General features: G+C 69.1%; 18 protein-coding genes. 6 read left to right on the top strand and 12 right to left on the bottom strand.

Translation table 11 applies throughout. From position 1 onward, the window contains the following. Positions 1 to 37: 37 nt before the first annotated feature. Genes ACPTTC_RS26570 through ACPTTC_RS26550 form a run of 5 tightly spaced genes read right to left on the bottom strand, consistent with a single transcriptional unit; the run spans position 38 to position 4,990 of the window. The gene (locus ACPTTC_RS26570; protein WP_423394588.1) at positions 38 to 865 is read right to left on the bottom strand and encodes an ABC transporter ATP-binding protein; all 828 of its coding nucleotides are present in this window, start codon (positions 863 to 865) and stop codon (positions 38 to 40) included. Continuing rightward, complete coding sequence (locus tag ACPTTC_RS26565) at positions 859 to 1,953, bottom strand: ABC transporter permease (protein WP_423394587.1); 1,095 nt, start codon at positions 1,951 to 1,953, stop codon at positions 859 to 861. The genes ACPTTC_RS26570 and ACPTTC_RS26565 overlap by 7 nt, the downstream gene beginning before the upstream one ends. 4 nt (positions 1,954 to 1,957) lie before the next feature. Further along, on the bottom strand, positions 1,958 to 2,998 hold the full coding sequence (locus ACPTTC_RS26560; protein ID WP_423394586.1) for an ABC transporter substrate-binding protein: 1,041 nt from the start codon (positions 2,996 to 2,998) through the stop codon (positions 1,958 to 1,960). Positions 2,999 to 3,031: 33 nt separating this feature from the next. Then, on the bottom strand, positions 3,032 to 3,871 hold the full coding sequence (locus ACPTTC_RS26555) for a class II aldolase/adducin family protein (protein WP_423394585.1): 840 nt from the start codon (positions 3,869 to 3,871) through the stop codon (positions 3,032 to 3,034). A 33-nt stretch (positions 3,872 to 3,904) separates the two neighbouring features. Then, entirely contained in the window at positions 3,905 to 4,990 is a 1,086-nt protein-coding gene (locus ACPTTC_RS26550) for an LLM class flavin-dependent oxidoreductase (RefSeq protein WP_423394584.1), read from the bottom strand. Between the two features lie 294 nt (positions 4,991 to 5,284). On the opposite strand from ACPTTC_RS26550, the gene ACPTTC_RS26545 reads away from it, so the two are divergent. Further along, on the top strand, positions 5,285 to 6,649 hold the full coding sequence (locus ACPTTC_RS26545; protein WP_423394583.1) for an acyl-CoA dehydrogenase family protein: 1,365 nt from the start codon (positions 5,285 to 5,287) through the stop codon (positions 6,647 to 6,649). Positions 6,650 to 6,710: 61 nt separating this feature from the next. Here the strand turns inward: ACPTTC_RS26545 and ACPTTC_RS26540 are convergent, their stop codons facing one another. Beyond that, the gene (locus ACPTTC_RS26540; RefSeq protein ID WP_423394582.1) at positions 6,711 to 7,685 is read right to left on the bottom strand and encodes a LysR family transcriptional regulator; all 975 of its coding nucleotides are present in this window, start codon (positions 7,683 to 7,685) and stop codon (positions 6,711 to 6,713) included. A gap of 17 nt (positions 7,686 to 7,702) precedes the next feature. Here ACPTTC_RS26540 and ACPTTC_RS26535 point away from each other — a divergent pair, with 17 nt between their 5' ends. After that, positions 7,703 to 8,269 (top strand): cysteine dioxygenase, encoded by a 567-nt coding sequence (locus tag ACPTTC_RS26535; protein WP_423394581.1) that lies wholly within the window; start codon positions 7,703 to 7,705, stop codon positions 8,267 to 8,269. A 90-nt stretch (positions 8,270 to 8,359) separates the two neighbouring features. Continuing rightward, a complete protein-coding gene (locus ACPTTC_RS26530) occupies positions 8,360 to 9,988 on the top strand; it encodes a rhodanese-related sulfurtransferase (protein WP_423394580.1) in 1,629 nt (542 codons plus the stop codon). Between the two features lie 57 nt (positions 9,989 to 10,045). Here the strand turns inward: ACPTTC_RS26530 and ACPTTC_RS26525 are convergent, their stop codons facing one another. Continuing rightward, entirely contained in the window at positions 10,046 to 11,188 is a 1,143-nt protein-coding gene (locus tag ACPTTC_RS26525; protein ID WP_423394579.1) for a glycerophosphodiester phosphodiesterase, read from the bottom strand. 374 nt (positions 11,189 to 11,562) lie between these two features. Here ACPTTC_RS26525 and ACPTTC_RS26520 point away from each other — a divergent pair, with 374 nt between their 5' ends. Continuing rightward, the gene (locus ACPTTC_RS26520; RefSeq protein WP_423394578.1) at positions 11,563 to 12,627 is read left to right on the top strand and encodes a phytoene/squalene synthase family protein; all 1,065 of its coding nucleotides are present in this window, start codon (positions 11,563 to 11,565) and stop codon (positions 12,625 to 12,627) included. Positions 12,628 to 13,117: 490 nt separating this feature from the next. After that, complete coding sequence (locus ACPTTC_RS26515; RefSeq protein ID WP_423394577.1) at positions 13,118 to 14,332, top strand: porin; 1,215 nt, start codon at positions 13,118 to 13,120, stop codon at positions 14,330 to 14,332. A gap of 216 nt (positions 14,333 to 14,548) precedes the next feature. Here ACPTTC_RS26515 and ACPTTC_RS26510 read toward each other — a convergent pair whose 3' ends face one another. Genes ACPTTC_RS26510 through ACPTTC_RS26490 form a run of 5 tightly spaced genes read right to left on the bottom strand, consistent with a single transcriptional unit; the run spans position 14,549 to position 19,823 of the window. Beyond that, a complete protein-coding gene (locus ACPTTC_RS26510; RefSeq protein ID WP_423394576.1) occupies positions 14,549 to 16,045 on the bottom strand; it encodes an efflux transporter outer membrane subunit in 1,497 nt (498 codons plus the stop codon). Between the two features lie 10 nt (positions 16,046 to 16,055). After that, the gene (locus ACPTTC_RS26505; protein ID WP_423394575.1) at positions 16,056 to 17,210 is read right to left on the bottom strand and encodes an ABC transporter permease; all 1,155 of its coding nucleotides are present in this window, start codon (positions 17,208 to 17,210) and stop codon (positions 16,056 to 16,058) included. Continuing rightward, positions 17,207 to 18,166, bottom strand: a complete 960-nt coding sequence (locus ACPTTC_RS26500) for an ABC transporter ATP-binding protein (RefSeq protein ID WP_423394574.1) — start codon at positions 18,164 to 18,166, stop codon at positions 17,207 to 17,209. The genes ACPTTC_RS26505 and ACPTTC_RS26500 overlap by 4 nt, the downstream gene beginning before the upstream one ends. Next, positions 18,163 to 19,128 (bottom strand): HlyD family secretion protein, encoded by a 966-nt coding sequence (locus tag ACPTTC_RS26495; RefSeq protein WP_423394573.1) that lies wholly within the window; start codon positions 19,126 to 19,128, stop codon positions 18,163 to 18,165. Before ACPTTC_RS26495 ends, ACPTTC_RS26500 begins: the two co-directional genes overlap by 4 nt. Next, entirely contained in the window at positions 19,125 to 19,823 is a 699-nt protein-coding gene (locus ACPTTC_RS26490) for a TetR/AcrR family transcriptional regulator (protein WP_423394572.1), read from the bottom strand. Before ACPTTC_RS26490 ends, ACPTTC_RS26495 begins: the two co-directional genes overlap by 4 nt. On the opposite strand from ACPTTC_RS26490, the gene ACPTTC_RS26485 reads away from it, so the two are divergent. Then, entirely contained in the window at positions 19,822 to 19,977 is a 156-nt protein-coding gene (locus ACPTTC_RS26485) for a hypothetical protein (RefSeq protein ID WP_423394571.1), read from the top strand. The genes ACPTTC_RS26490 and ACPTTC_RS26485 overlap by 2 nt on opposite strands. Positions 19,978 to 20,014: the final 37 nt, after the last annotated feature.

Below are 20,014 nucleotides of genomic sequence, written 5' to 3'. Positions count from 1 at the left end.
GCCGCGCGGCGGCCCAGCGTCGAGCGGCACCGCGCATCTACCAGCTCGCATCGAGCCCGAGATGCCGCAACGCGTCGTGGCGCAGTTCGGCAAGGCGCGGGTCGCCGCGATGGCGCGGGTAGGGCAGGTCGACGTGCAGTTCGGCGACGATGCGTGCCGGACGCGGCCCGAACACGATCACGCGCTGCGCAAGGAACAGCGCCTCCTCGACATCGTGCGTGACGAGCAGCGCGGAGAAGCCGTCGCGTTGCCACAGCGCGGCGAGCTCGGCCTGCATCGTGAGCCGCGTGAGCGAATCGAGCTTGCCGAGCGGCTCGTCGAGAATGAGCAGGCGCGGATCGTTGACGAGCGCGCGGGCCAGTGCGACCCGCTGCGCCATCCCGCCGGACAGCTGATGCGGGAATGCGTTCGAGAATTCCTGCAGCCCGACGCGCGCGAGCGCCTCGTCGACACGATGCTGCGACACGCGCGCCACGCCGCGCGCCTCGAGGCCGAGCGCAACGTTTGCGCGCACGCGCCGCCACGGGTACAGCGTCGGGTCCTGGAACACGACGATGCGCGACGGATCGGGTTGTTCGATCGGCACGCCGTCCTGTGCGATCGTGCCTTGCCGCGCGGCCTCGAGGCCCGCGACGAGGCGCAGCAGCGTCGACTTCCCGCAGCCGCTCGGGCCGAGCAGTGCGACGAATTCGCCGGCCGCGACCGACAGCGTGACGTCGTCGAGCACCGGCAGCGCGCCGCCGGGGCCGTCGAACGCATGGCTCACGCGGCGGATGTCGATGCGCGCACCGCGCGGCGCCGTGACGGCGGGCGCCGCGGCGACGAAAGACGCAACGGACGATTCGAGTACGCCGGTGCTCACCATTTGACCGTTCCTTTCTGCCAGGCGAGCGCGCGATCGCGCACCGCGAACAGCAGCGCAATGAGCCCGGAAAACAGCAGCGCCATCACGATCAGCGCCGCATACATGTTCACGTACGATGCCCAGCCCTGCGCCCAGCTCAGGTACCAGCCGAGCCCCGACTTGACGCCCATCATCTCGGCGACGACCAGCACCGTGAACGAAGCGCTGAGCCCCATGAAGATGCCGACGAACACGTGCGGCAGCGCGGCCGGAATCGCGACGCGCAGCACGAGGAAGCGCGCATTCGCACCGAGCGTGCGCGCGACGTCGTAATACTGCTTGTTGACGCTCGCGACGCCCGACCACGTCAGCACGGCGACCGGGAAGCCGGTAGCGAGCGCGATCAGGAACGCGGCCGCCGAATAGCTCGACGGGAAGAAGTAGAACGTGAGCGGCAGCAGCGCGGTGGCCGGCACGGGGCCGAGCACGCGCAGCACCGGATGTACCCAGTAGCCGATCCGGCGCGACCAGCCGATCGACACGCCCACGGCGAAACCGACCGCGACGCCGTACGCGAAGCCGAGCGCGAGCAGCTTCAGCGTGTTGCCTGCGCTGCCGAGGAGGCGCGGCCAGTCGTCGACGTAGACTTCGATCAGCGCCTGCGGCGGCGCGAAGAACGGGGTCGGCAGCCAGCCGGTTTTCGCGGTGACGATTTCCCACGCGGCGAGCACGAGCGGCAGCGCGACGAGCCATGGGCCGGCCGGGCGCAAGCGCGCGAGCCGCGTGCGTGTCGCGGGTGCGAGATGGCCGAGCGTCGCGGCGATGAGCAACAGCGCGGCGATCGTCCACGCGCCGACGGCGAATTCGTCGGTATACGCCCAGTCGGTGAAGCCGACGACACGGTTCGGCCACAGCTGCGTGAGTGCGCCGAGCCCGGCCCACGCGAGCGCGGCGGCGATGCCGGTCGGCCAGGTGCGCGCACCGCGGGCTTCGGCGGCCAGCGTCGCTTCGCACGCCGTGCAGGCGACGCGCGCCGCGGTCGCGGCGGCACTGCCGCCGGAAGGGGCGGACGCGGTGTGCGCGGAGGGCGCGCGTTCGATCGTCGACATCGCGTCACCCCAGCACGTTCGCATAGACCTGCTGCGCGAAGCGCTGCGGGTCGGTGCTCTTCTTCAGCACGCTGATGCGGCGGAAGTCGTCCGCGTAGAACGCGATTTCCTGCTGCAGGTCGACGTTGGTCGGGTGGTGATCGTAGGTGAGCGTCGCGTAGAGCTTGCGCAGGTCCTCGGGGCTGATCTTCGGCGAATATTTCGCGAACACCTTCGCGGCTTCGTTCGGGTTGTCGTGCGTGAACTCGGTGGCCTGCACGATCGAGCGTGCGAGTGCGGCGGCCGACGGCCGGTCGTTGCGCACGAGGTCGCCGCGCGCGCCGATCACGCAGCACACCTTGCGCGCGTATTCGCCGGACAGGTTCGTCGCCAGTTCGGTGTACGCACCGTTGCTGCGCTTCTCGAGCAGATAGAGATTCGGGTCGCCGTCGGCGATCGCGTGGATCTCGCCCTTGTCCACCGCCACGCCGAGCAGATCGGCCGGATACTGCCGCCACGTGATGTCGCGCTCGGGATCGATCCCGTTCTTCGCGAGCAGGATCGAGAAGAAATGCTTGCCGGGTGCGGCCAGGTCGCTGACGCCGACCGTCTTGCCCTTCAGCGCCTGCAGCGTCGTCACGCCGGCTGCCTTCGCGCCGAGCAGCCGCACGCAGCCGCCATGCGAGCTGCCGATGATCTTCACGTCGAAACCGGCTTCGAGCGGCTTGAGCCAACGATGGATCATCCCGACCGCCGCATCGGCCTTGCCGGTCGCGATCGATTCGAGCAACTGGTCGGTCGACCCGCTGTAGTTGATCAGCTCGACCTTCAGGCCGTTCTTCTCGAAGAAGCCGCGCTCCTGCGCGACGACGATCGGCGTCAGGCAGAACGCGTTCTGGTTCCACGCGAACGTGAGCTTCTTCAGCGGCGGCGCGGACCAGGCCTTGCGGCCCAGCGTGATCGCGGGCGCGGCGAGTGCGACGGCGCCGGCGGCGCGCAGCAGCGTGCGGCGTTTGCCGTCGTGCGCGTCGGCGGGCGCGGTTGCGGGTGCGGTGGTTCGGGTCATGTTGGTCTGGTCTCCGGTCGTGCGACAAGGCGCTCAGTCGAGCAGGTCGGGTTCGTCGGCGACGACGCGCGCGAACAGGCTGTCGAATGCATGCAGCGCGCCCTCGGGGCCGCCGATCTGGTCGTGCGTGTGGCGTGCGGTCGCGTGATCGATCGGTTGCGGCGTGCCGGCTGCCTCGGCGAGTAACTGCGTATGCGCGGCGTTGTCGAGCGCGATGTACCACCATGCGGCGGCCTCGACCGACGGGCCGGCGGTCAGGATGCCGTGGTTCTTCAGGATCACGCCCTTGTGCGTGGTACGGTCCGGCTTCACGAGCGCCGCGGCGATCCGCGCGCCTTCGCTCGTGTCGACGACCATCCCCGTGAAGTCGTCGAACAGCGCGTGGTCTTCATGGAACACGCAGGCGTCCTGCGTGAGCGGGTCGAGCAGGCGGCCGAGCGTCGACCACGCCTTGCCGTAAGTCGAATGCGTATGCGCGGCGGCGACGATATGCGGATGCGCGTCGTGGATCGCCGCGTGGATCGCGAACGCGGCCTTGTTCAGCGGCCGCGTGCCGATCGCGGTTTCGCCGCGTGCGTTGACGAGCAGCAGGTCGGACACCTTGATCTGCGAGAAATGCACGCCGAGCGGATTCACCCAGAAGTGGTCGGGCAGCTCGGGGTCGCGTGCGGTGATGTGGCCGGCGAGCCCCTGTGCGAAGCCGAAGCGTGCGAACAGGCGGAACGCGCCTGCGAGTCGTTCCTGACGGTGACGGCGCTCGGCGGCGACGTCGATGCGCGGTGCCGGCGGATCGAACCAGAAATGCTGGCGCGGCGCTTCGGCAAGTTCGAGTCCCGATGCGGTACGGACGGGCGAGGAAAGGACGGCGGACATGGTGGCGTAGGGCTCCGTATGGCTCCGTTGGGCTCAGGCCGCGCGGCGTGCCGCGTCGCGGGCGGCGACGGCGCTGCGCACGCGCGGAATCAGTTCGCGGCCGTAGTCGATCGCATCTTCCAGCGGATCGAAGCCGCGGATCAGGAACGTCGTCACGCCGAGGTCGTAGTAGTCGAGCAGCGCGTCGGCGACCTGTTCGGGCGTGCCGACGAGCGCCGTCGAATTCGAGCGGGCGCCGGTGAGCTTCGCGATTTCGGTCCACAGCCGCTTGTCGACGCGCGAGCCGCGATCGGCCGCGGCGAGCAGGCGCCGCGCGCCTTCGCTCTGCTGCGGCCCGCCGGCGCCGAGGCCGGCCGCATCGCGCAGCCGGCGCGTTTCGTCGAGGATGCGATGCGCGCGGGCCCAGGCTTCGTCTTCGGTCGCGGCGAGGATCGGGCGGAACGACACGGAGAAGCGCACCTGCCGGCCGTGCTTCGCGGCTTCGGCACGCACGCGCGTCGTCAGGTCGCGCACCTGGTCGAGCGATTCGCCCCACAGCGCGTAGACGTCCGCGTGCTTGCCTGCCACCGCGAGCGCCGCTTCCGACGCCCCGCCGAAATAGATCGGCACATGCGGCTGCTGGAATGGCTTCACTTCCGAAAAGCCCTGCTTGAACCGGTAGTGCGTGCCGTCGTGATCGAACGGCTGCGCTTCGGTCCAGATCCGCCGCAAGATGCCGAGGTATTCGTCGGTGCGTGCATAGCGCGCGTCGTGGTCGAGGAAGTCGCCGTCGCGCTGCTGCTCGCTGTCCGAGCCGCCGGAGATGAAGTGCACGGCGAGCCGGCCACGGCTGAACTGGTCGAGCGTCGCGATCTGCCGCGCGGCGAGCGTCGGCGCGGTGAAGCCCGGGCGGTGCGCGAGCATGAAGTGGATGCGCTCGGTCGCGGCCGCGGCGAACGCGATCGTCAGCGTCGCCGACGGGCCGGTCGAGTGGTGCGGCACGAGGATCCGGTCGAAGCCGGCCGTCTCGTGGGCGCGTGCAAAGTCGCGCACGTAATCGGGATCGACGACGGGGCCGGACGGCGGGTGGATTTCCGACTGCTTCTGGCTCTGGATCATGCCGATGAATTCGACGCTCATCTGGGTCTCCGGTGCAGGGACGTCCCGGCACGTGGCCGGGCAGGAATGGAGCGCAGGTTAACGCCGGGATCATGCGAAACGGAAATAATCAATCCCGATTTGAATATCAGATTTGCATGGTTTGGGCGAGGGTGCGCTGCGCATACGCTGTGGGCTCACGAACGATCGGGCGCGCGGGCGCCGGCGAATCCGGCACGGTGCGTTCCAGACCGCCGGCTTCATGAGAAACCGCGCCGCGCGGCGATCGATTGCCGCTGTTGCCGCCTGTCCGTCTTACTCAGGGAATCCGTTTCGATGTCCGCCAGCCTTGCCGCTTCCTCGCCGTCGCCGCAGCCGCGTTCGCTGCGCCTCCTGTCGACCGAAGATGCCGATGCCGACGACGCACGTGTCGCCGCGCTGCTTGACCGCCTCGCACCGGAACTGGCCGCCGACGCGGCCCGCAACGACGTCGACGGCCGCTTTCCGCACGAGAACTTCGCGCGGCTGCATCGCGCGGGGCTGATCGCGCAGGTCGTGCCGCGCGAGCATGGCGGCGCCGGTGCGACGCTCGCGCAGGCGAGCCGGATCGTGGCCGCCGTTGCCCGGGCCGATCCGGCGACCGCGCTGGTGCTGACGATGACGTACCTGCAGCATCGCGCGCTCGGCCGTGCCGACAACCGCTGGCCGTCGCGGCTCCGGCGGGCGGTGTTCGACAGCGCGGTGACCCAGGGCGCGTTGATCAACGCGCTGCGCGTCGAGCCTTCACTCGGTTCGCCGTCGCGCGGCGGCTTGCCGGAAACCATTGCACGTCGCGACGGTGACGGCTGGCGGTTGTCCGGTCACAAGCTGTACAGCACCGGGATTCCGGCGCTGCGCTGGCTGGCCGTGTGGGCGCGCACCGACGAACCGGCGCCGCGGGTCGGCGTGTTTCTCGTGCCGCGAGACCGCGATGCGGATGGCGATCGCATCCGCGTGATCGAAAGCTGGAATCACCTCGGCCTGCGTGCGTCAGGCAGCCATGAGGTCGTGTTCGACGACGTGCGGCTGCCGGCCGATCACGCGGTCGACGTACGCGCGCCGCAAGCGTGGGCCGTGTCGGCCGCGACCCATGCGGATGCCGACGCGCAGGCCGACCAGCAGGCATGGATGGTCGCGCTGCTCGGCGGCCTGTACGACGCGGTGGCGCGTGCGTCGCGCGACTGGCTGGTCGGGTTCGCGACGACGCGTGCGCCGAGCGGGCTGGGCGCGCCGCTCGCGACGCTGCCGCGCGTGCAGGAGGCGGTCGGCGAAATCGAGGGCTGGCTGCATGCGAACCGCGTGCTGCTCGACGATCACATCGCGCGCACCGACGCGGGCGACGCACCGCCGGTCACGACGAGCGGCCTCGTCAAGCGGACCGTGACCGAGCACGCGATCCGCGTGGTCGAGCAGGCGTTGAAGCTGTCGGGCAATCACGGGCTGAGCCGCGCCAATCCGCTCGAACGCCACTTTCGCGACGTGCTGTGCAGCCGCGTGCATACGCCGCAGGACGATGCGATCGCGGTGGCGGCGGGGCGTGCGGTACTCGAAGCGGTGAGCCGGGGCGAAACGAAGGACGAAACGAAAGACGAAACGAAGGGCGCGGCGGAGACGGGCGGGGCGCCGGTCAACGAGACCGGACGCGGCCGCGCCGATGCGTGAGCGGAGCAGGGCGGGCGCGTACCTCGAGCGGGCTGCACGACGCGGTCGCCGCCCGGCACGCTCACGCAGCCTTGCCGTGCGCCTGCTCGGGCAACGCGAACGCCGTGCGCGCATGCGCGGCAACGGCGGCGAGCGGCGCGTCGAAGCGGGCCGCATCGTGCCGGCGCAGCAACCACAGATCGATCTGGGGCTTGAAATCGGTGAGCGGCACGATGTCGAGCGCATCGCGCAGCGGGCTGCCTTCGACGAGCGGCAACGGCATCAGCCCGATGCCGAAACCGTTCGCGACGCTCTGCAGTTGCAGGTCGCGGCCGTAGGTGTCGAGCGTGACCGGCATCGGCAGGCCCTGCGCGTCGAGCGCGCGCCGCAAGCCCGCACGAAAACCGCAGCCGTCCGGATTGAGCACCCAGCCACGCGCATGGCAATCGGCGAGCCGATAGCTGCGGCGCGGCCAGTCACCCTTGCGGCCGACCGCGACGAGCCGCGTGGCCAGCAGCCGTTCGCCCTCGACCTGCGCGGGCAGCACCATTTCGCGCGCGAGGAACACGAGCGCCGCATCGAGTTCGCGGCGGGCGACGCGCTCGACGAGCATGCCGCCCCAAGCGGTCGTGACCTGCGTCGCGAGCGCGGGCCACTGCGCGGCGAGTTCGACGATCAACGCGGGCAGCATCAGCTCGCCGAGGCCCTGCGTGAGCCCGATCCGGAATTCGCCGGCGGGCGGCTGCTTGCCGGCCGTCAGCTCCCGCAGCGCATCGACTTCGCGCAGGATCGCGCGACACTGCTCGAAGACCTGCCGGCCGATGTCGGTCGGGCGCGGCGGCTTCGTGTTGCGGTCGAGCAGGATCACGCCGAGCGCTTCCTCGAGATTCTGGACGCGCCGCGTGATCGCGGGCTGCGTCATCCCGAGCTCGGCCGCGGCCTGGCTCAGGGTCTGGCAGCGGACGACCGCTGCAAAAGCGTCGATATCGCTAATTTTCATGTTTGTTCTGCATGGTCTTTCGGGTGCATCATGACGATCCATCATATTCGGCATCATATTCGAGGAGTCGGCCGATGAGTACGCTTTCGTTGCATCAGACGCCGCTGCGGCCGTTCGTCGACGGTCTGGGCGCGCTGCTTGCGTCCGGCGCGAACGAGACGCGCATCCTTGACGAGGGCGGCGTGCTGCTCGCCGCCCTCGTCGAACACGACGACTGGCTGCCCGACGCATTCGCGCAGCCCGACCCCGCACGCTATCGGCAGTACCTGCTGCATCTCGACCCGGACGAGCGGTTCTCGGTCGTCAGCTTCGTGTGGGGGCCCGGCCAGACGACGCCGATCCACAACCACACGGTGTGGGGGCTGATCGGGATGCTGCGCGGCGGCGAGTTCTCGCAGCCGTACCGGTTCGACGCAGCGGGCAAGCCCGTGCCGGCGGGCGACGCCGTGCGGCTGCAGCCGGGCGAGATCGAGGCCGTGTCGCCGCGCATTGGCGACGTCCACCGCGTGACCAACGCGTTCGCGGATCGGGTATCGATCAGCATCCACGTGTACGGCGCGAACATCGGCAAGGTCGAGCGCGCGGTGTTCCTGGACGACGGCACCGTGAAGCCTTTCGTGTCCGGCTATTCGAACGCCTGATGCAGTTGCCCGCCGGCACGCGTCGGCGGGCCCGAGATTCATCCGTACCGTTTTCTTCACCGACTTCAACGCATTCGAGACAGAGACACCGTGACGCAATCCGCCGATTCCACCTTCCGCTTTCCCGTCGCGTCGTACCAGGACGTGCGCGCGCGCCTGCTGGCCCGCGACGAGATCGCGCTGATCGACGTACGCGAGGAAGATCCGTACGCGCAGGGCCACCCGCTGTGGGCCGCCAACTTTCCGCTGTCGAAACTCGAACTCGACGCGTGGACGCGGATTCCGCGCCGCGACACGCCGATCGTCGTGTTCGGCGAAGCGGGCGGCGAGGATCTCGCGCCGCGCGCGGCGGCCAAACTCGCGCAACTCGGCTACTCCGACGTGCGGCTGCTCGACGGCGGCCTCGCGGGCTGGCTCGCCGCGGGCGGCGAACTGTTCATCGACGTGAACGTGCCGAGCAAGTCGTTCGGCGAATGGGTCGAGGCCGAGCGGCACACGCCGTCGCTGTCCGCGCAGGAAGTGCAGGCGCTGATCGACGCGAAGGCCGATGTCGTGATCGTCGACGCGCGCCGTTTCGACGAATACCAGACGATGAACATCCCGACGTCGACGAGCGTGCCGGGCGCGGAGCTCGTGCTGCGCGTGCGCGCGCTCGCGCCGAACCCGGCGACGCGAGTGATCGTCAACTGCGCGGGCCGCACGCGCAGCATCATCGGCACGCAGTCGCTCGTGAACGCGGGGCTGCCGAATCCGGTCGCCGCGCTGCGCAACGGCACGATCGGCTGGACGCTCGCGGGCCAGACGCTCGAACGCGGCGCCGCGCGACGCTTTCCGGACGACATCGACGCGACGCAGCGTGCCGACGCAAGGCGGGCGGCGCGTGCGGTGGCCGAACGCGCGGGCGTGCCGCGCATTGCGCTCGCGGACGTCGCCGCGCTCGGCGAGCCGGGCCGCACGCTGTATCGCTTCGACGTACGCACTCCGGATGAATACGAAGCCGGCCACTTGCCGGGTTTCTTGAGCGCGCCGGGCGGCCAGCTCGTGCAGGAGACCGACCATCACGCGGCCGTGCGCGGCGCGCGGATCGTGCTCGCCGACGACGACGGCGTGCGCGCCGACATGACCGCGTCGTGGCTCGCGCAGATGGGCTGGGACGTGCGTGTCGTCGAACCGGAGCACGGTACGGCGAAGTTCGGCGAGCGCGGCCAGCCGCCGCGCGACGTGCCGGCAACGCCGCCCGCGACCGACGTGTCGCCCGCGACGCTCGCGGGCTGGCTGAAGGAGGCGGCACCCGGCGAGCTGGCGATCGTCGACGTGACGGCCAGCGCGAACTACGTGAAGCGCCATATCCCGGGTGCGTGGTTCGCCGTGCGTGCGCAGTTGCGTGATGCGTTCGCGGCGATTCCGCCCGCCAGGCGCTATGTGTTCACGTGCGGATCGAGCTTGCTGGCGCGGTTCGCGGCGGACGATGCCCGCGCGCTGCTGCCGGCTTCGGCTGAAATCGCGGTGCTCGCCGGTGGCACGGCAGCATGGATCGAGGCCGGGCTGCCGCTCGAAAGCGGCGAGACGCATCTGGCGTCACCGCGCATCGACCGCTACCGGCGCCCGTACGAAGGCACCGACAACGCGGCGGCCGCGATGCAGGCCTATCTTGACTGGGAGTACGGGCTGGTCGATCAGTTGAAGCGGGACGGCACGCATCACTTCCACGTGATCTGACCGATGCGGTGCAGCCGGGCGCGGCGTGTCGTGCGTCGCGCCCGGTCAGGGCGCATCTCAGCGCTTGAACGTATCGACGGCCGTGCGGCCGACGGCCGGATCGTCGGTAAAGAAGCCGTCGATCCCCGCGCGCAGGTAAGCCTGGATCTCCCGCACCGAGCCGGCGGTGTTGCGCGTGGCGGGCGTGCCGCCATCCTTCAACGAGGCGGGCAGGAAGTTGTTCTCCGGGCGGAACGTGTACGGATGCACGACGAGGCCGGCCTCGTGCGCATAGCGCACGTACGGCGTCGGCTGCTGCAGCGTGCCGTCCGCGGCGACCGCGATGATCGACGTCTTGTACGGGCCGACGCCGTTCGCATAGGTCGCGATCTCGCGCATGCCGTCGCGCGTCGACAGGTCGCCGTAGGTGCGCTTGTCGTTCGCCTTCACGAAGTCGTACGGGCGCTGGCCGGCTTCGTCCATCAGCTGCACGAGCTTCCAGTTCGGCTGGCTCGACTTGATCCGGTTGCGGATCGTCTTCAGGTTCGCGACCTCGAACGACTGGATGTAGACGGTCGCCGTGCGCGCCGTGTACGAATCCTTCAGCAGCGCATCGACGAGACGGTCTTCGAGCGGCAGGCCGATCGACTGGAAGTAGGTCGGATGCTTGGTCTCCGGATACAGGTGGATCGTGCGGCCGGTCTGCGCGGACATCTGCTTCGCGAGCGCGACGATCTCGTCGAACGTCGGAATCTCGAACTGGTCGTTGTATGCGGTGTTCGCGGGGCGGACCTGCGGAATGCGCTCGCGGGCGCGCAGCGTCTTCAGCTCGGCGAGCGTGAAATCCTCGGTGAACCAGCCGGTCAGCTCCGCGCCGTCGATCGTCTTGGTCGCCTTGCGGCCCGCGAACTGCGGCAGCGTTGACACGTTCGTCGTGCCCGAGATCTCGTTCTCGTGACGCGCGACGAGCACGCCGTCGCGGGTCGACACGAGATCGGGCTCGATCACGTCCGCGCCGTCCTCGACCGCCTTGCGGTACGACGCGAGCGTGTGTTCGGGGCGCAGCGCGCTCGCGCCGCGATGGCCGACCACCTGGACCTTCGCGGAAATCGGCTGGGTGGGGTCGGACGCGACGTCGTCGCCGCCGCACGCGGCGAGCAGGAACGCGGCGGCACAGGCGACCGGGACGTAGCGCAGGGAGGTCGGGCGCTTGAAGAGCATGTCGATGAACCTTCGAAACGAGAGTCGGAAAGGGGCGATCGCTCCGGCATGCGGCCGTCGTGGCGTGTCGCACGGAGTCGAATGGGACGCGATCGTCGCATCGAATAATTACATATGTATTACTTGTGCCTTTCTTTTGAATATTTTTAGGGCGCGATACCGGCGGCGGAGCAGTTGATTGCGGCCCGATGTGGGGCGCATTCCGGCCGTCTCGGGCAGGCCGCGCGCCGGATGCACTAAACTTGCGGGAATTTTGCATCGCCGCGCCGGGGCGGACGTCCGCCTGGCGCGACGATGCGGCGACTCGCGGGCCGGCGCGGGCGCCCGGCGCCCGTGTGCGTCCGGGGCCCGCGCCGGCCGATTTTTCCCGACCCATGACGACTCGAACCGATTCCGCCTACCTGCTCGGCGACCTGCTGAAGAACGTTTCCCGCTCCTTCTACCTGACGCTGCGCGTGCTGCCCGACGGCATGCGCGATCCGGTCGGCCTCGCGTACCTGCTCGCGCGCGCAGCCGACACGATCGCCGACACGGCGCTCGTCGCACCCGATCGCCGCGCGGCGTTGCTGACCGACCTGCGCGACGAGGTCGAACGGCTCGGCGACGGGGTTGCGCTGTCGCGTGCGCTCGAGGACGTGACGCGGATGCAGACCGATTCGCACGAACACGTGCTGCTCGGCTCGATGGCGCCGATGCTCGCGCTGCTGCGCGCGCAGCCGGAGGCCGACCGCGCCTCGATCCGCAAGGTCGTCGCGACGCTGACGGCGGGGATGGTATTCGACCTGCGCACGTTCCCCGACGAGCAATCGGGGCGGGTCGCGTCGTTGCCGACGCGTGACGAACTCGACCGCTACACGTATCTCGTTGCCGGCTGCGTGGGCGAGTTCTGGACCGACATGACGGGCATGCACACGCCGGCGGCACGCGGCTGGAACCTGCCGGACATGTGCGAGAAGGGCATCCGTTTCGGCAAGGCGCTGCAGATGACCAACATCCTGCGCGACTGCGGGAAGGACCTGCGCATCGGCCGCTGCTACCTGCCCGACGACGTGCTGGGCGCACACGGGCTCGGCGTCGCCGACCTGACGGCGCCCGATGCGTCCGCGCGCGCGCGCGGCGTACTCGTCGACCTGCTGCGCGTGACGCTCGACCAGTATCGCGACGCGTGCCTGTATACGCTCGCGATCCCGCGCCGCTTCGTGCGACTGCGGCTCGCGTGCCTGTGGCCGATCATGATCGGCCTCGAAACGCTCGAGTTGCTGGCCGGCCACGCAGCGTGGCTCGATCCGGCGAAGCCGGCCAAGGTGCCGAGAAAGCGCATCTACCGGATCATGGCGTCGTCGCTCGCGCTGGTCGGCTCGAACACCGCGATTCGCGCGCGCATGACCGCGCTCGCCGATGCCGTGAGCGCGCATCTCGTGCCGCCGGCCACGCGCTGAATCGCACTGAACGATGCCGGCACGACGGGTGCCGGCGTCGCCCCTCGGCCCACGTTCGCCGGGCCGCTCCCGCCGATCTCCCGCGCCTCGACTAAAAACGTTTTCATTATTTCGTTTCGCGAAACGTGGGTGTCATGAACGTCAGCGATCCTTCGCGGCGGCGTGAATCGTGGCATCGACCACGGTCGCGCATTTGTAAGATGTATGTTGCCGAAGGCATCTGACGACATCCGTCGGTCGCGTTGCACCTGTAAAAATGTAAAGCTAGGGTTTTCACCGGGAAATGCCGGAGAGGCCCGCCGCGTAAGCGTTTTCAGGTGTTATGTAACCGCTTGGTGAACCCGCGCGTTGCGTCGATCATACGATGACCGACTGCGCGTGTTGGGAAATAATCGGTAATCCGTCAGAATTGCGCCGGCATGTACTCGCACATGTGTCAGGTCATAAAACCACACCACAAAAGAAATCATTCTTTGAGGACGGAGAATCAATGAAAAAGCGCGTCGCTTTCGCCATGACGGCAGCTGGCCTTGCAGCCGCTACCGTCGCCCACGCTCAAAGCAGCGTGACCCTGTACGGTATCGTCGATAACGGTCTGGCTTACCAGAACAACTCGTCGGCAGTCGGTGCGACCTCGGGTGGTCACTCGAAGGTGCAGATGTCCACCGGCGTGTGGGCAGGCAGCCGCTTCGGCCTGAAGGGCAGCGAAGATCTCGGCGGCGGCACGAAGGCGATTTTCCAGTTGGAAGCCGGCGTCAACACGGCTAACGGCTCGTCGCAGTGGACCAACGGCATCTTCACGCGTCAGGCGTGGGTTGGCCTGACCAACAACACGTACGGTACGCTGACGGCCGGCCGCCAGTACACCGCGTACTACACGCTGCTGTCGCCGTACAGCCCGACGACCTGGCTGACCGGCTATTACGGCGCGCACCCGGGCGATATCGACTCGCTGGATACCAGCTACCGCGCGAACAACTCGCTCGTCTACATGTCGCCGAAGTTCTACGGCTTCACGGTCGGCGGTTCGTACTCGTTCGGCGGCGTTGCAGGCGCAACGAACCGCGGCTCGACGTGGAGCGCCGCGATCCAGTACCTGAACGGCCCGGCAGGCATCGCGGTCGGCTACCAGAAGGTCAACAACGCGACGCTCGGCGGCGGCGTGTGGGGTGCGAACTCGACGGTGCAGAACGGCCTGACGGCGACGGGTGACGGCAACCAGCCGGCCGTTTCGTCGATCAACAATGGCTACGCGACCGCGCAATCGCAGCAGCGTATCGCCGTGACGGCGGGCTACCAGTTCACGCCGGCATGGGACATTTCGGCATCGTACTCGAACGTCCAGTACACGCCGGGCGTCGGTTCGTCGTTCCGCAACACGGCGATCTTCAACACGGCAGGCGCCGTGCTGCACTGGAAGGCAGCGGCTCAGTGGGACTTCGCGGCGGGCTACTCGTACACGGCGGCAACGCAGTCGAACGGCATCACGAGTTCGGCCAAGTACCACCAGGTCACGCTGTCGCAGTACTACAGCCTGTCGAAGCGCACGGGCCTGTACGCAGTTGAAGCTTGGCAGCATTCGAGCGGCAACACGCTGAACGGCGGCAAGATCATCGCTGCAACGACGTCGATCGGCGACGGCGTGGGCGCAGGTTCGAAGCAGAACCAGATCGGCCTCGGCGTCGGCCTGATCCACCGCTTCTGATGTCGCGCGGCGCGCGAGCGCCGCTCAGGGCATGCGGTATGAAAAACCGGCCTTCGGGCCGGTTTTTTATTGGCGGTGCGCATTGTGCGCAGTGCCGGTTCCGTCACCGGCGAGCATCGAATGGAAGCGGGCGGCGACGGCAGTCGAGCCTGACAGGTGCGCGCATCATGCGATGCATGGCGCAGTGTTCGGCCGGTGCCAATGCCGTCCTGTTCGTCACTGCGCAGCCGCATCCGTCCAGCTTCCCGCCAGCGCCTGGAACAGCGCCGCCGTATCGGCAAGCCGGTCGGCCTGCGCGCGGGTGCGGTCGAGCGACGTCTGCAGCGCCTGCCGCTGCGCGTCGAGCAGGTCGAACGTGCTGATCCCGCCCGCCGCGTAGCGGTCGCCGGCAATCATGTTGCTTGCCGCCGCTTCCCGCGCGGCGATATCTCTCGCCTGCAGTTCGGCCGCGTCGTGCTCGACCGCGCGCATCGCGTCGGCCACCTGCTGAAGCGCCTGCAGCACGGTTTCCCGGTAGCTCGCGAATGCTGCGTCGTACGCCGCTTCGGTCGCACGTTTCTTCGCGCGCAGTTCGCCGCCGTGAAAGAGCGGTTGCGTCAGGCCGAGGCCGACATTCCACACATTGAGCCCGCTCACGAGATCCGCGATGCGCGTGCGTTCCGAGCCGATCCCCGCCGAAATCGAAAAGCGCGGATACAGGTTCGCGGTGGCCACGCCGACGTTCGCGCTCGCCTGGTGCAGCACGGCTTCGGCCGCGCGGATGTCGGGTCGTTCGCGCGCGAGCGTCGACGGCAACGCGACGGGCAGCGTGCGCGGCAGCGCAAGTGCTTCGAGCGTGAGGTCGGGCAGCACGGCATCGGACGGCGGCACGCCGAGCAGGATCGCGAGCCGGTGGCCGGCCTGCGCGAGGCGGGCGTCGAGCGGCGGCAGCGACGCCTGCGTCTGCGCGAGCAGTGCGCGTTGCGCATGCACGTCGGCCTGCGAAACACCGCCCGCCGCGAAACGCATTTCGACGATGCGCAACTGCCGCGCCTGCGCGTCGATCAACTGCCGCGTGAGCGCGACCTGCTGCGCGAGCGACGCGCGCAGGATCGCGGTCGCGACGACGTTGCCCGCGAGTGTCAGGCGCGCCGCGTCGAGCGTGTACGACTGGTAGTCGACTTGCGCGCGTAGCGCTTCGAGCGCACGCCGGTTGCCGCCGAACACGTCGAGTACATACGACACGCTCACCGATGCGTCATAAAGCGTGAACGGCCCCGGGCTGGGCACGTTGGCGGGCAGGCCGAACGCGGTCGTGTCGACTTGCTCGCGTGTGGCGGACAGGCTCGCATCGACTTTCGGCACCATCGTCGCGCCGGCTTCGGCCGCATGGTTCTGCCGCGCTTCGTCGAGCCGCGCGCGGGCTTCGGCAAGCGTCGGGCTGTTGTGCCACGCGGTATCGACGAGCCGGTTCAGCGGTTCGGAGCCGAACTGCGTCCACCAGCATTGCGGCGTGTGCGCGGCCGGTGCGAACGTCTGCGGGTCGCCGGCCGCGCCGGTGGCGGCGGCCGTCGTCGCGGGCGGCTCGCCGCGCGTGTAGTGCCGCGTGGCTGGCGCGTCAGGTGCGTGGAAATCCGGCCCGACCGCGCATCCGGCGACGAGCAGCGCGGCGGCCAGCGCACAGCCGTGAGCAGCGCGGTCAACGTGGAAGGGGCGACGCGAAGCCGGTTTCATGGTGCCGTGCCTAGTCGAGCGTCCGCCGGTAGAAACGCAGCGCGACGCCCATCACGACGATGGTGAACAGCGCGACCGGCCACACGGACGGCCACAGGTCGCTCCAGCCGTTGCCTTTCAGGAGGATGCCGCGCACGAGGCGGTTGAAGTAGGTGAGCGGCAGCAGGTTGCCGATGAATTGCGCCCACTTCGGCATCCCGGCGAACGGGAACATGAAGCCCGACAGCAGGATGTTCGGCAGGAAATAGAACACCGCGAGCTGCATCGCCTGCAACTGGTTCTGTGCGAGCGACGACAGCGTGATGCCGACGGTCAGGTTCGCGGCGATGAACAGCAGCGCGGACAGGTAGATCGCGAACACGCCGCCGACGAACGGCACGTCGAACACGAACCGTGCCGCGGCGACGATGATCGACACCTGGATCAACCCGATCAGCACGTACGGGACGATCTTGCCCGTCATCACCTCGAGCGGCCGCACCGGTGTTGCGAGCAGGTTCTCCATCGTGCCGCGCTCGCGTTCGCGGGTGATCGCGAGGCCCGTCATCATCACCATCGTCATCGTCAGGATCACGCCCATCAGGCCCGGCACGACGTTGTACTGCGTGATGCCCTCGGGGTTGTACAGCCGGTGCAGCACGACGTCGAACGCGGCCGGGCGGCCGTTCAGGTAGGCGAGCGGACCCGTCAGATCCTTGTCCGCGACGGGCTGCACGAGGCCCGGCAGCGCGCCGATCGCCGACGCGGTCGCGACGGGATCGGTCGCGTCCGCCTCGACGAGCAGCGACGGACGCTCGCCACGCAGCAGCCGCCGCGAAAAATCGGCCGGCACGGTCAGCACGAATTGCACGTCGCCGCGTGCAAGCGCATGCCGGCCGGCCGCCTCGTCGGGCAGCGTCTCGACGATGTCGAAGTACGCGGAATTGCGCATCGCGGCGACGAAGCTGCGCGCGAACGGGCTCGCATCGGCGACGATCACGGCCGTGGGCAGGTGCTTCGGATCGGTGTTGATCGCGAAGCCGAACAGCGTGAGCTGGATGATCGGCACGCCGACGATCATCGCGAACGTCACGCGGTCGCGCCGCAGCTGCAGGAATTCCTTCAGCACGATGCTCCACCAGCGAGCGACCGAGAACGCGTCGTGCAAGCGTGCCCACGCGTTCATGACGACGCTCCGCCGGGTTGCCCGGACGCGCGGCCCATCATGTAGATGAAGACGTCCTCGAGCCCGGTGTCGATCGGCGCGACCTGCAGCGCGGCAGGCCCATCGGCTTGCGCCGCGACCTGCGCGAGCGTCGCGTCGAGCCGCGCGCGATCGCGGCCGCTCACATGCAGTGCCGAGCCGAATACGACCGTCTGGTCGACGCCCGGCATCGTGCGCAGCCGCGCGGACAGTTCGCTCAGGTGCGCACCGGTGATCGCGCGGGTCGCGAGCCCCTGCGACGCGACGATCTCCGCCGACGTGCCCTGCGCGAGCAGCTCGCCGTACGCGATGTACGCGAGCTTGTGGCAGCGCTCGGCCTCGTCCATGTAGTGCGTGCTGACGAGCACCGAGATCCCTTGTGCGGCCAGCCGGTGCAGCTCTTCCCAGAAGTCGCGGCGCGCGGCCGGATCGACGCCGGCCGTCGGTTCGTCGAGCAATAGCAGCGCCGGCTCGTGCAGCATGCAGGCGGCCAGCGCGAGGCGCTGCTTCCAGCCGCCCGACAGCGCGCCCGTGAGCTGGTCCGCGCGGCTCGCGAGGCCGAGCCCGTCGAGTGCGCGCGCGACGGCCGCCTTGCGGTCGGGCATCCCGTACACGCGCGCGACGAAGTCGAGGTTCTCGCGGATCGACAGGTCTTCCCAGTACGAGAAGCGCTGCGTCATGTAGCCGACGTGCCGCTTGATCTGCGCACTGTCGCGCACGATGTCGTAGCCGAGGCAGGTGCCGCTGCCCGAGTCGGGCGTGAGCAGCCCGCACATCATCCGGATCGACGTGGTCTTGCCGCTGCCGTTCGGCCCGAGAAAGCCGAAGATCTCGCCGCGCGCGACGCGCAGCGACACGTCCTTCACGACATGCTTGTCGCCGAAATGCTTGTTCAGGCGATCGACGTCGATCGCATACGGTGCGGGCGGCAGGTTCATGGCACCCTCACGGCGACGGGCTGGCCCGGGTGCAGCTTCGGCGCGTCGGCGACGGCCGGGCGCGCCTCGATCATGAACACGAGCTTGGTCCGGCTCTCGTTACTGTAGATCACGGGCGGTGTGTATTCGGCCTCGCTCGACACATAGGTGATGCGCGCGGGCACGTCGGCCGCGCAGCCGTCGCAATGGATCGCGACCGTGCGCCCCGGCGCGAGCGAGGCGATGGCGGCTTCCGGCACGAAGAAGCGCACCTTCAGGTTTTGCGGCGGCAGCATCTGCACGACCGGATTGCCGGCCTGCACCCATTCGCCGACGCGGTACAGCGTGTCGTACACGCGTCCGGCGGCGGGCGCGGCGACGCGCTTCTGGTCGAGCTTCCATTGCGCCTCGGCGACCGCCGCCTGCGCGGCGTCGACCTGTGCGGCCTGCGCGGCGATCTGCTGCGCGCGGCCGGGCAGGCGCGCGACGTCGACCTGTTGCTGCAGTTCGCGCATCTGCGCGGCGGTCGTTTGAGCGGCCGTGCGCGAATCGTCGAGCTGCTGTTTCGACAGGCCGCCGGCAGCGTACTGGCTTTCATCGCGCACGCGTTGCGCGGCGGCCCGCGCGGCCTGCGCGGTGGCTTGTGCGAGCTGCGCCTGCGTGACCGCGATTTCGGGCGGGCGCTTGCCCGTCTGCAGGTCGGCAAGCTGCGCGCGGGCGGCCGCGAGCTGGTGCTGCGCCTGCAGCAGCGCGGCTGTTTCGCTGACGGCTTCGAGCGAGAAGGCCGGTGCGCCGGCGGCGAGGGTCTGGCCGCGCGCGACCGACAACTGCGCAAGCGTGCCCGACTGCGACGACGACAGGTACACGAATTCGCCTTCGACGTAGCCCTGGTAGGTCGTGCCGTTGCTGGCCTGCCGTTCGCAACCGGCGAGGAGCGCGACGGCGGCGGCCAGTGCGATCGGCAGCGCGCGGGCCGTGTTCACGACGGGCTCCGTGGCGAGCGGGCTGGCGCGCGCGGCGCGGCGGCCGGCGGCTGCAGGCCCGAACCGAGCAGTGCGCGGACGTGACGGTGCAGCACGTCGCGGTCGATCGGCGGCAGGCCGCGCGCGCTTTGCCACAGTTTCGCGGTCGCGAGCGGCAGCATCACCAGCGCGATGATCGAATGGAACAGGAACGCCGGTTCGAGCGCGGGGTTCAGCGTGCCGGCCTGCTGCGCGCCGCGGATGCGCTCGGCGAAGCGCCCGACATGGTCGAGCGGAATGCGGCGGACCATCCGCTCGCGCAGCAACCCGCCTTCGTGGACGATCTCGCGCAGCCAGATCGACGGCAGCCACGGCATGCGGCGCGTGACGTCGAAGAAGCGGTCGACGAGTTCGGCGACGAGCGCGAACGGGTCGTTTTCGATCTGCGGCTCGGTCGGCCGCCACACGAACGCGATGACCTGCGCGAGCCGTTCCTCGACGATCGCGTCGAGCAGTTGCTCGCGATTCGTGAAGTAGTAGTGGACCATCGCCGACGTGACGCCGGCCGCGGCGGCGATCTGCGCGACCGTGGTCGCGGCGATGCCGCGCTCGGCGAACAACTGCATCGCGACGTCGAGCATGTGGTCGCGCAGGTCGAAATCGTCGACCGACGGGCGGCGCCCGCGCGGCCTGGCGACGGTGGATTTCGCGTTCATGAAATCGACGCTAATTGATGAGTTAGTTAATTTCAAGGAAGGGTTTTCGCCCGGGTTGATCGAGATCAGGCGAGCGTTGAATGGGGACGCGGGCGGGCGAGGCGGCGACGTGACGCGGCGCGGCGCGGCGCGGCCAGCCGGCGGCGGAGTGTAGGGAACAGCTAATGGAGAAACGGTGGGGGAAACGAGCG

This window comes from Burkholderia mycopellens, assembly GCF_964265025.1.
In the GTDB taxonomy this organism is placed as follows: domain Bacteria; phylum Pseudomonadota; class Gammaproteobacteria; order Burkholderiales; family Burkholderiaceae; genus Burkholderia.
The sequence above is the reverse complement of the archived record's forward strand: the minus strand, read 5'-3'. Positions and strand labels throughout refer to the sequence as shown.

Bases quoted from the DNA above. Each gene is read 5' to 3' on its own strand.
- ACPTTC_RS26525 (WP_423394579.1), bottom strand. From the start codon at position 11,188: ATGCTCTTCAAGCGCCCGACCTCCCTGCGCTACGTCCCGGTCGCCTGT.
- ACPTTC_RS26500 (WP_423394574.1), bottom strand. From the start codon at position 18,166: ATGAACCTGCCGCCCGCACCGTATGCGATCGACGTCGATCGCCTGAAC.
- ACPTTC_RS26570 (WP_423394588.1), bottom strand. From the start codon at position 865: ATGGTGAGCACCGGCGTACTCGAATCGTCCGTTGCGTCTTTCGTCGCC.
- ACPTTC_RS26565 (WP_423394587.1), bottom strand. From the start codon at position 1,953: ATGTCGACGATCGAACGCGCGCCCTCCGCGCACACCGCGTCCGCCCCT.
- ACPTTC_RS26505 (WP_423394575.1), bottom strand. From the start codon at position 17,210: ATGAACGCGTGGGCACGCTTGCACGACGCGTTCTCGGTCGCTCGCTGG.
- ACPTTC_RS26485 (WP_423394571.1), top strand. From the start codon at position 19,822: ATGAAATCGACGCTAATTGATGAGTTAGTTAATTTCAAGGAAGGGTTT.
- ACPTTC_RS26550 (WP_423394584.1), bottom strand. From the start codon at position 4,990: ATGAGCGTCGAATTCATCGGCATGATCCAGAGCCAGAAGCAGTCGGAA.
- ACPTTC_RS26560 (WP_423394586.1), bottom strand. From the start codon at position 2,998: ATGACCCGAACCACCGCACCCGCAACCGCGCCCGCCGACGCGCACGAC.
- ACPTTC_RS26540 (WP_423394582.1), bottom strand. From the start codon at position 7,685: ATGATGCCGAATATGATGGATCGTCATGATGCACCCGAAAGACCATGC.
- ACPTTC_RS26555 (WP_423394585.1), bottom strand. From the start codon at position 3,871: ATGTCCGCCGTCCTTTCCTCGCCCGTCCGTACCGCATCGGGACTCGAA.
- ACPTTC_RS26535 (WP_423394581.1), top strand. From the start codon at position 7,703: ATGAGTACGCTTTCGTTGCATCAGACGCCGCTGCGGCCGTTCGTCGAC.
- ACPTTC_RS26510 (WP_423394576.1), bottom strand. From the start codon at position 16,045: ATGAAACCGGCTTCGCGTCGCCCCTTCCACGTTGACCGCGCTGCTCAC.
- ACPTTC_RS26545 (WP_423394583.1), top strand. From the start codon at position 5,285: ATGTCCGCCAGCCTTGCCGCTTCCTCGCCGTCGCCGCAGCCGCGTTCG.
- ACPTTC_RS26490 (WP_423394572.1), bottom strand. From the start codon at position 19,823: ATGAACGCGAAATCCACCGTCGCCAGGCCGCGCGGGCGCCGCCCGTCG.
- ACPTTC_RS26520 (WP_423394578.1), top strand. From the start codon at position 11,563: ATGACGACTCGAACCGATTCCGCCTACCTGCTCGGCGACCTGCTGAAG.
- ACPTTC_RS26515 (WP_423394577.1), top strand. From the start codon at position 13,118: ATGAAAAAGCGCGTCGCTTTCGCCATGACGGCAGCTGGCCTTGCAGCC.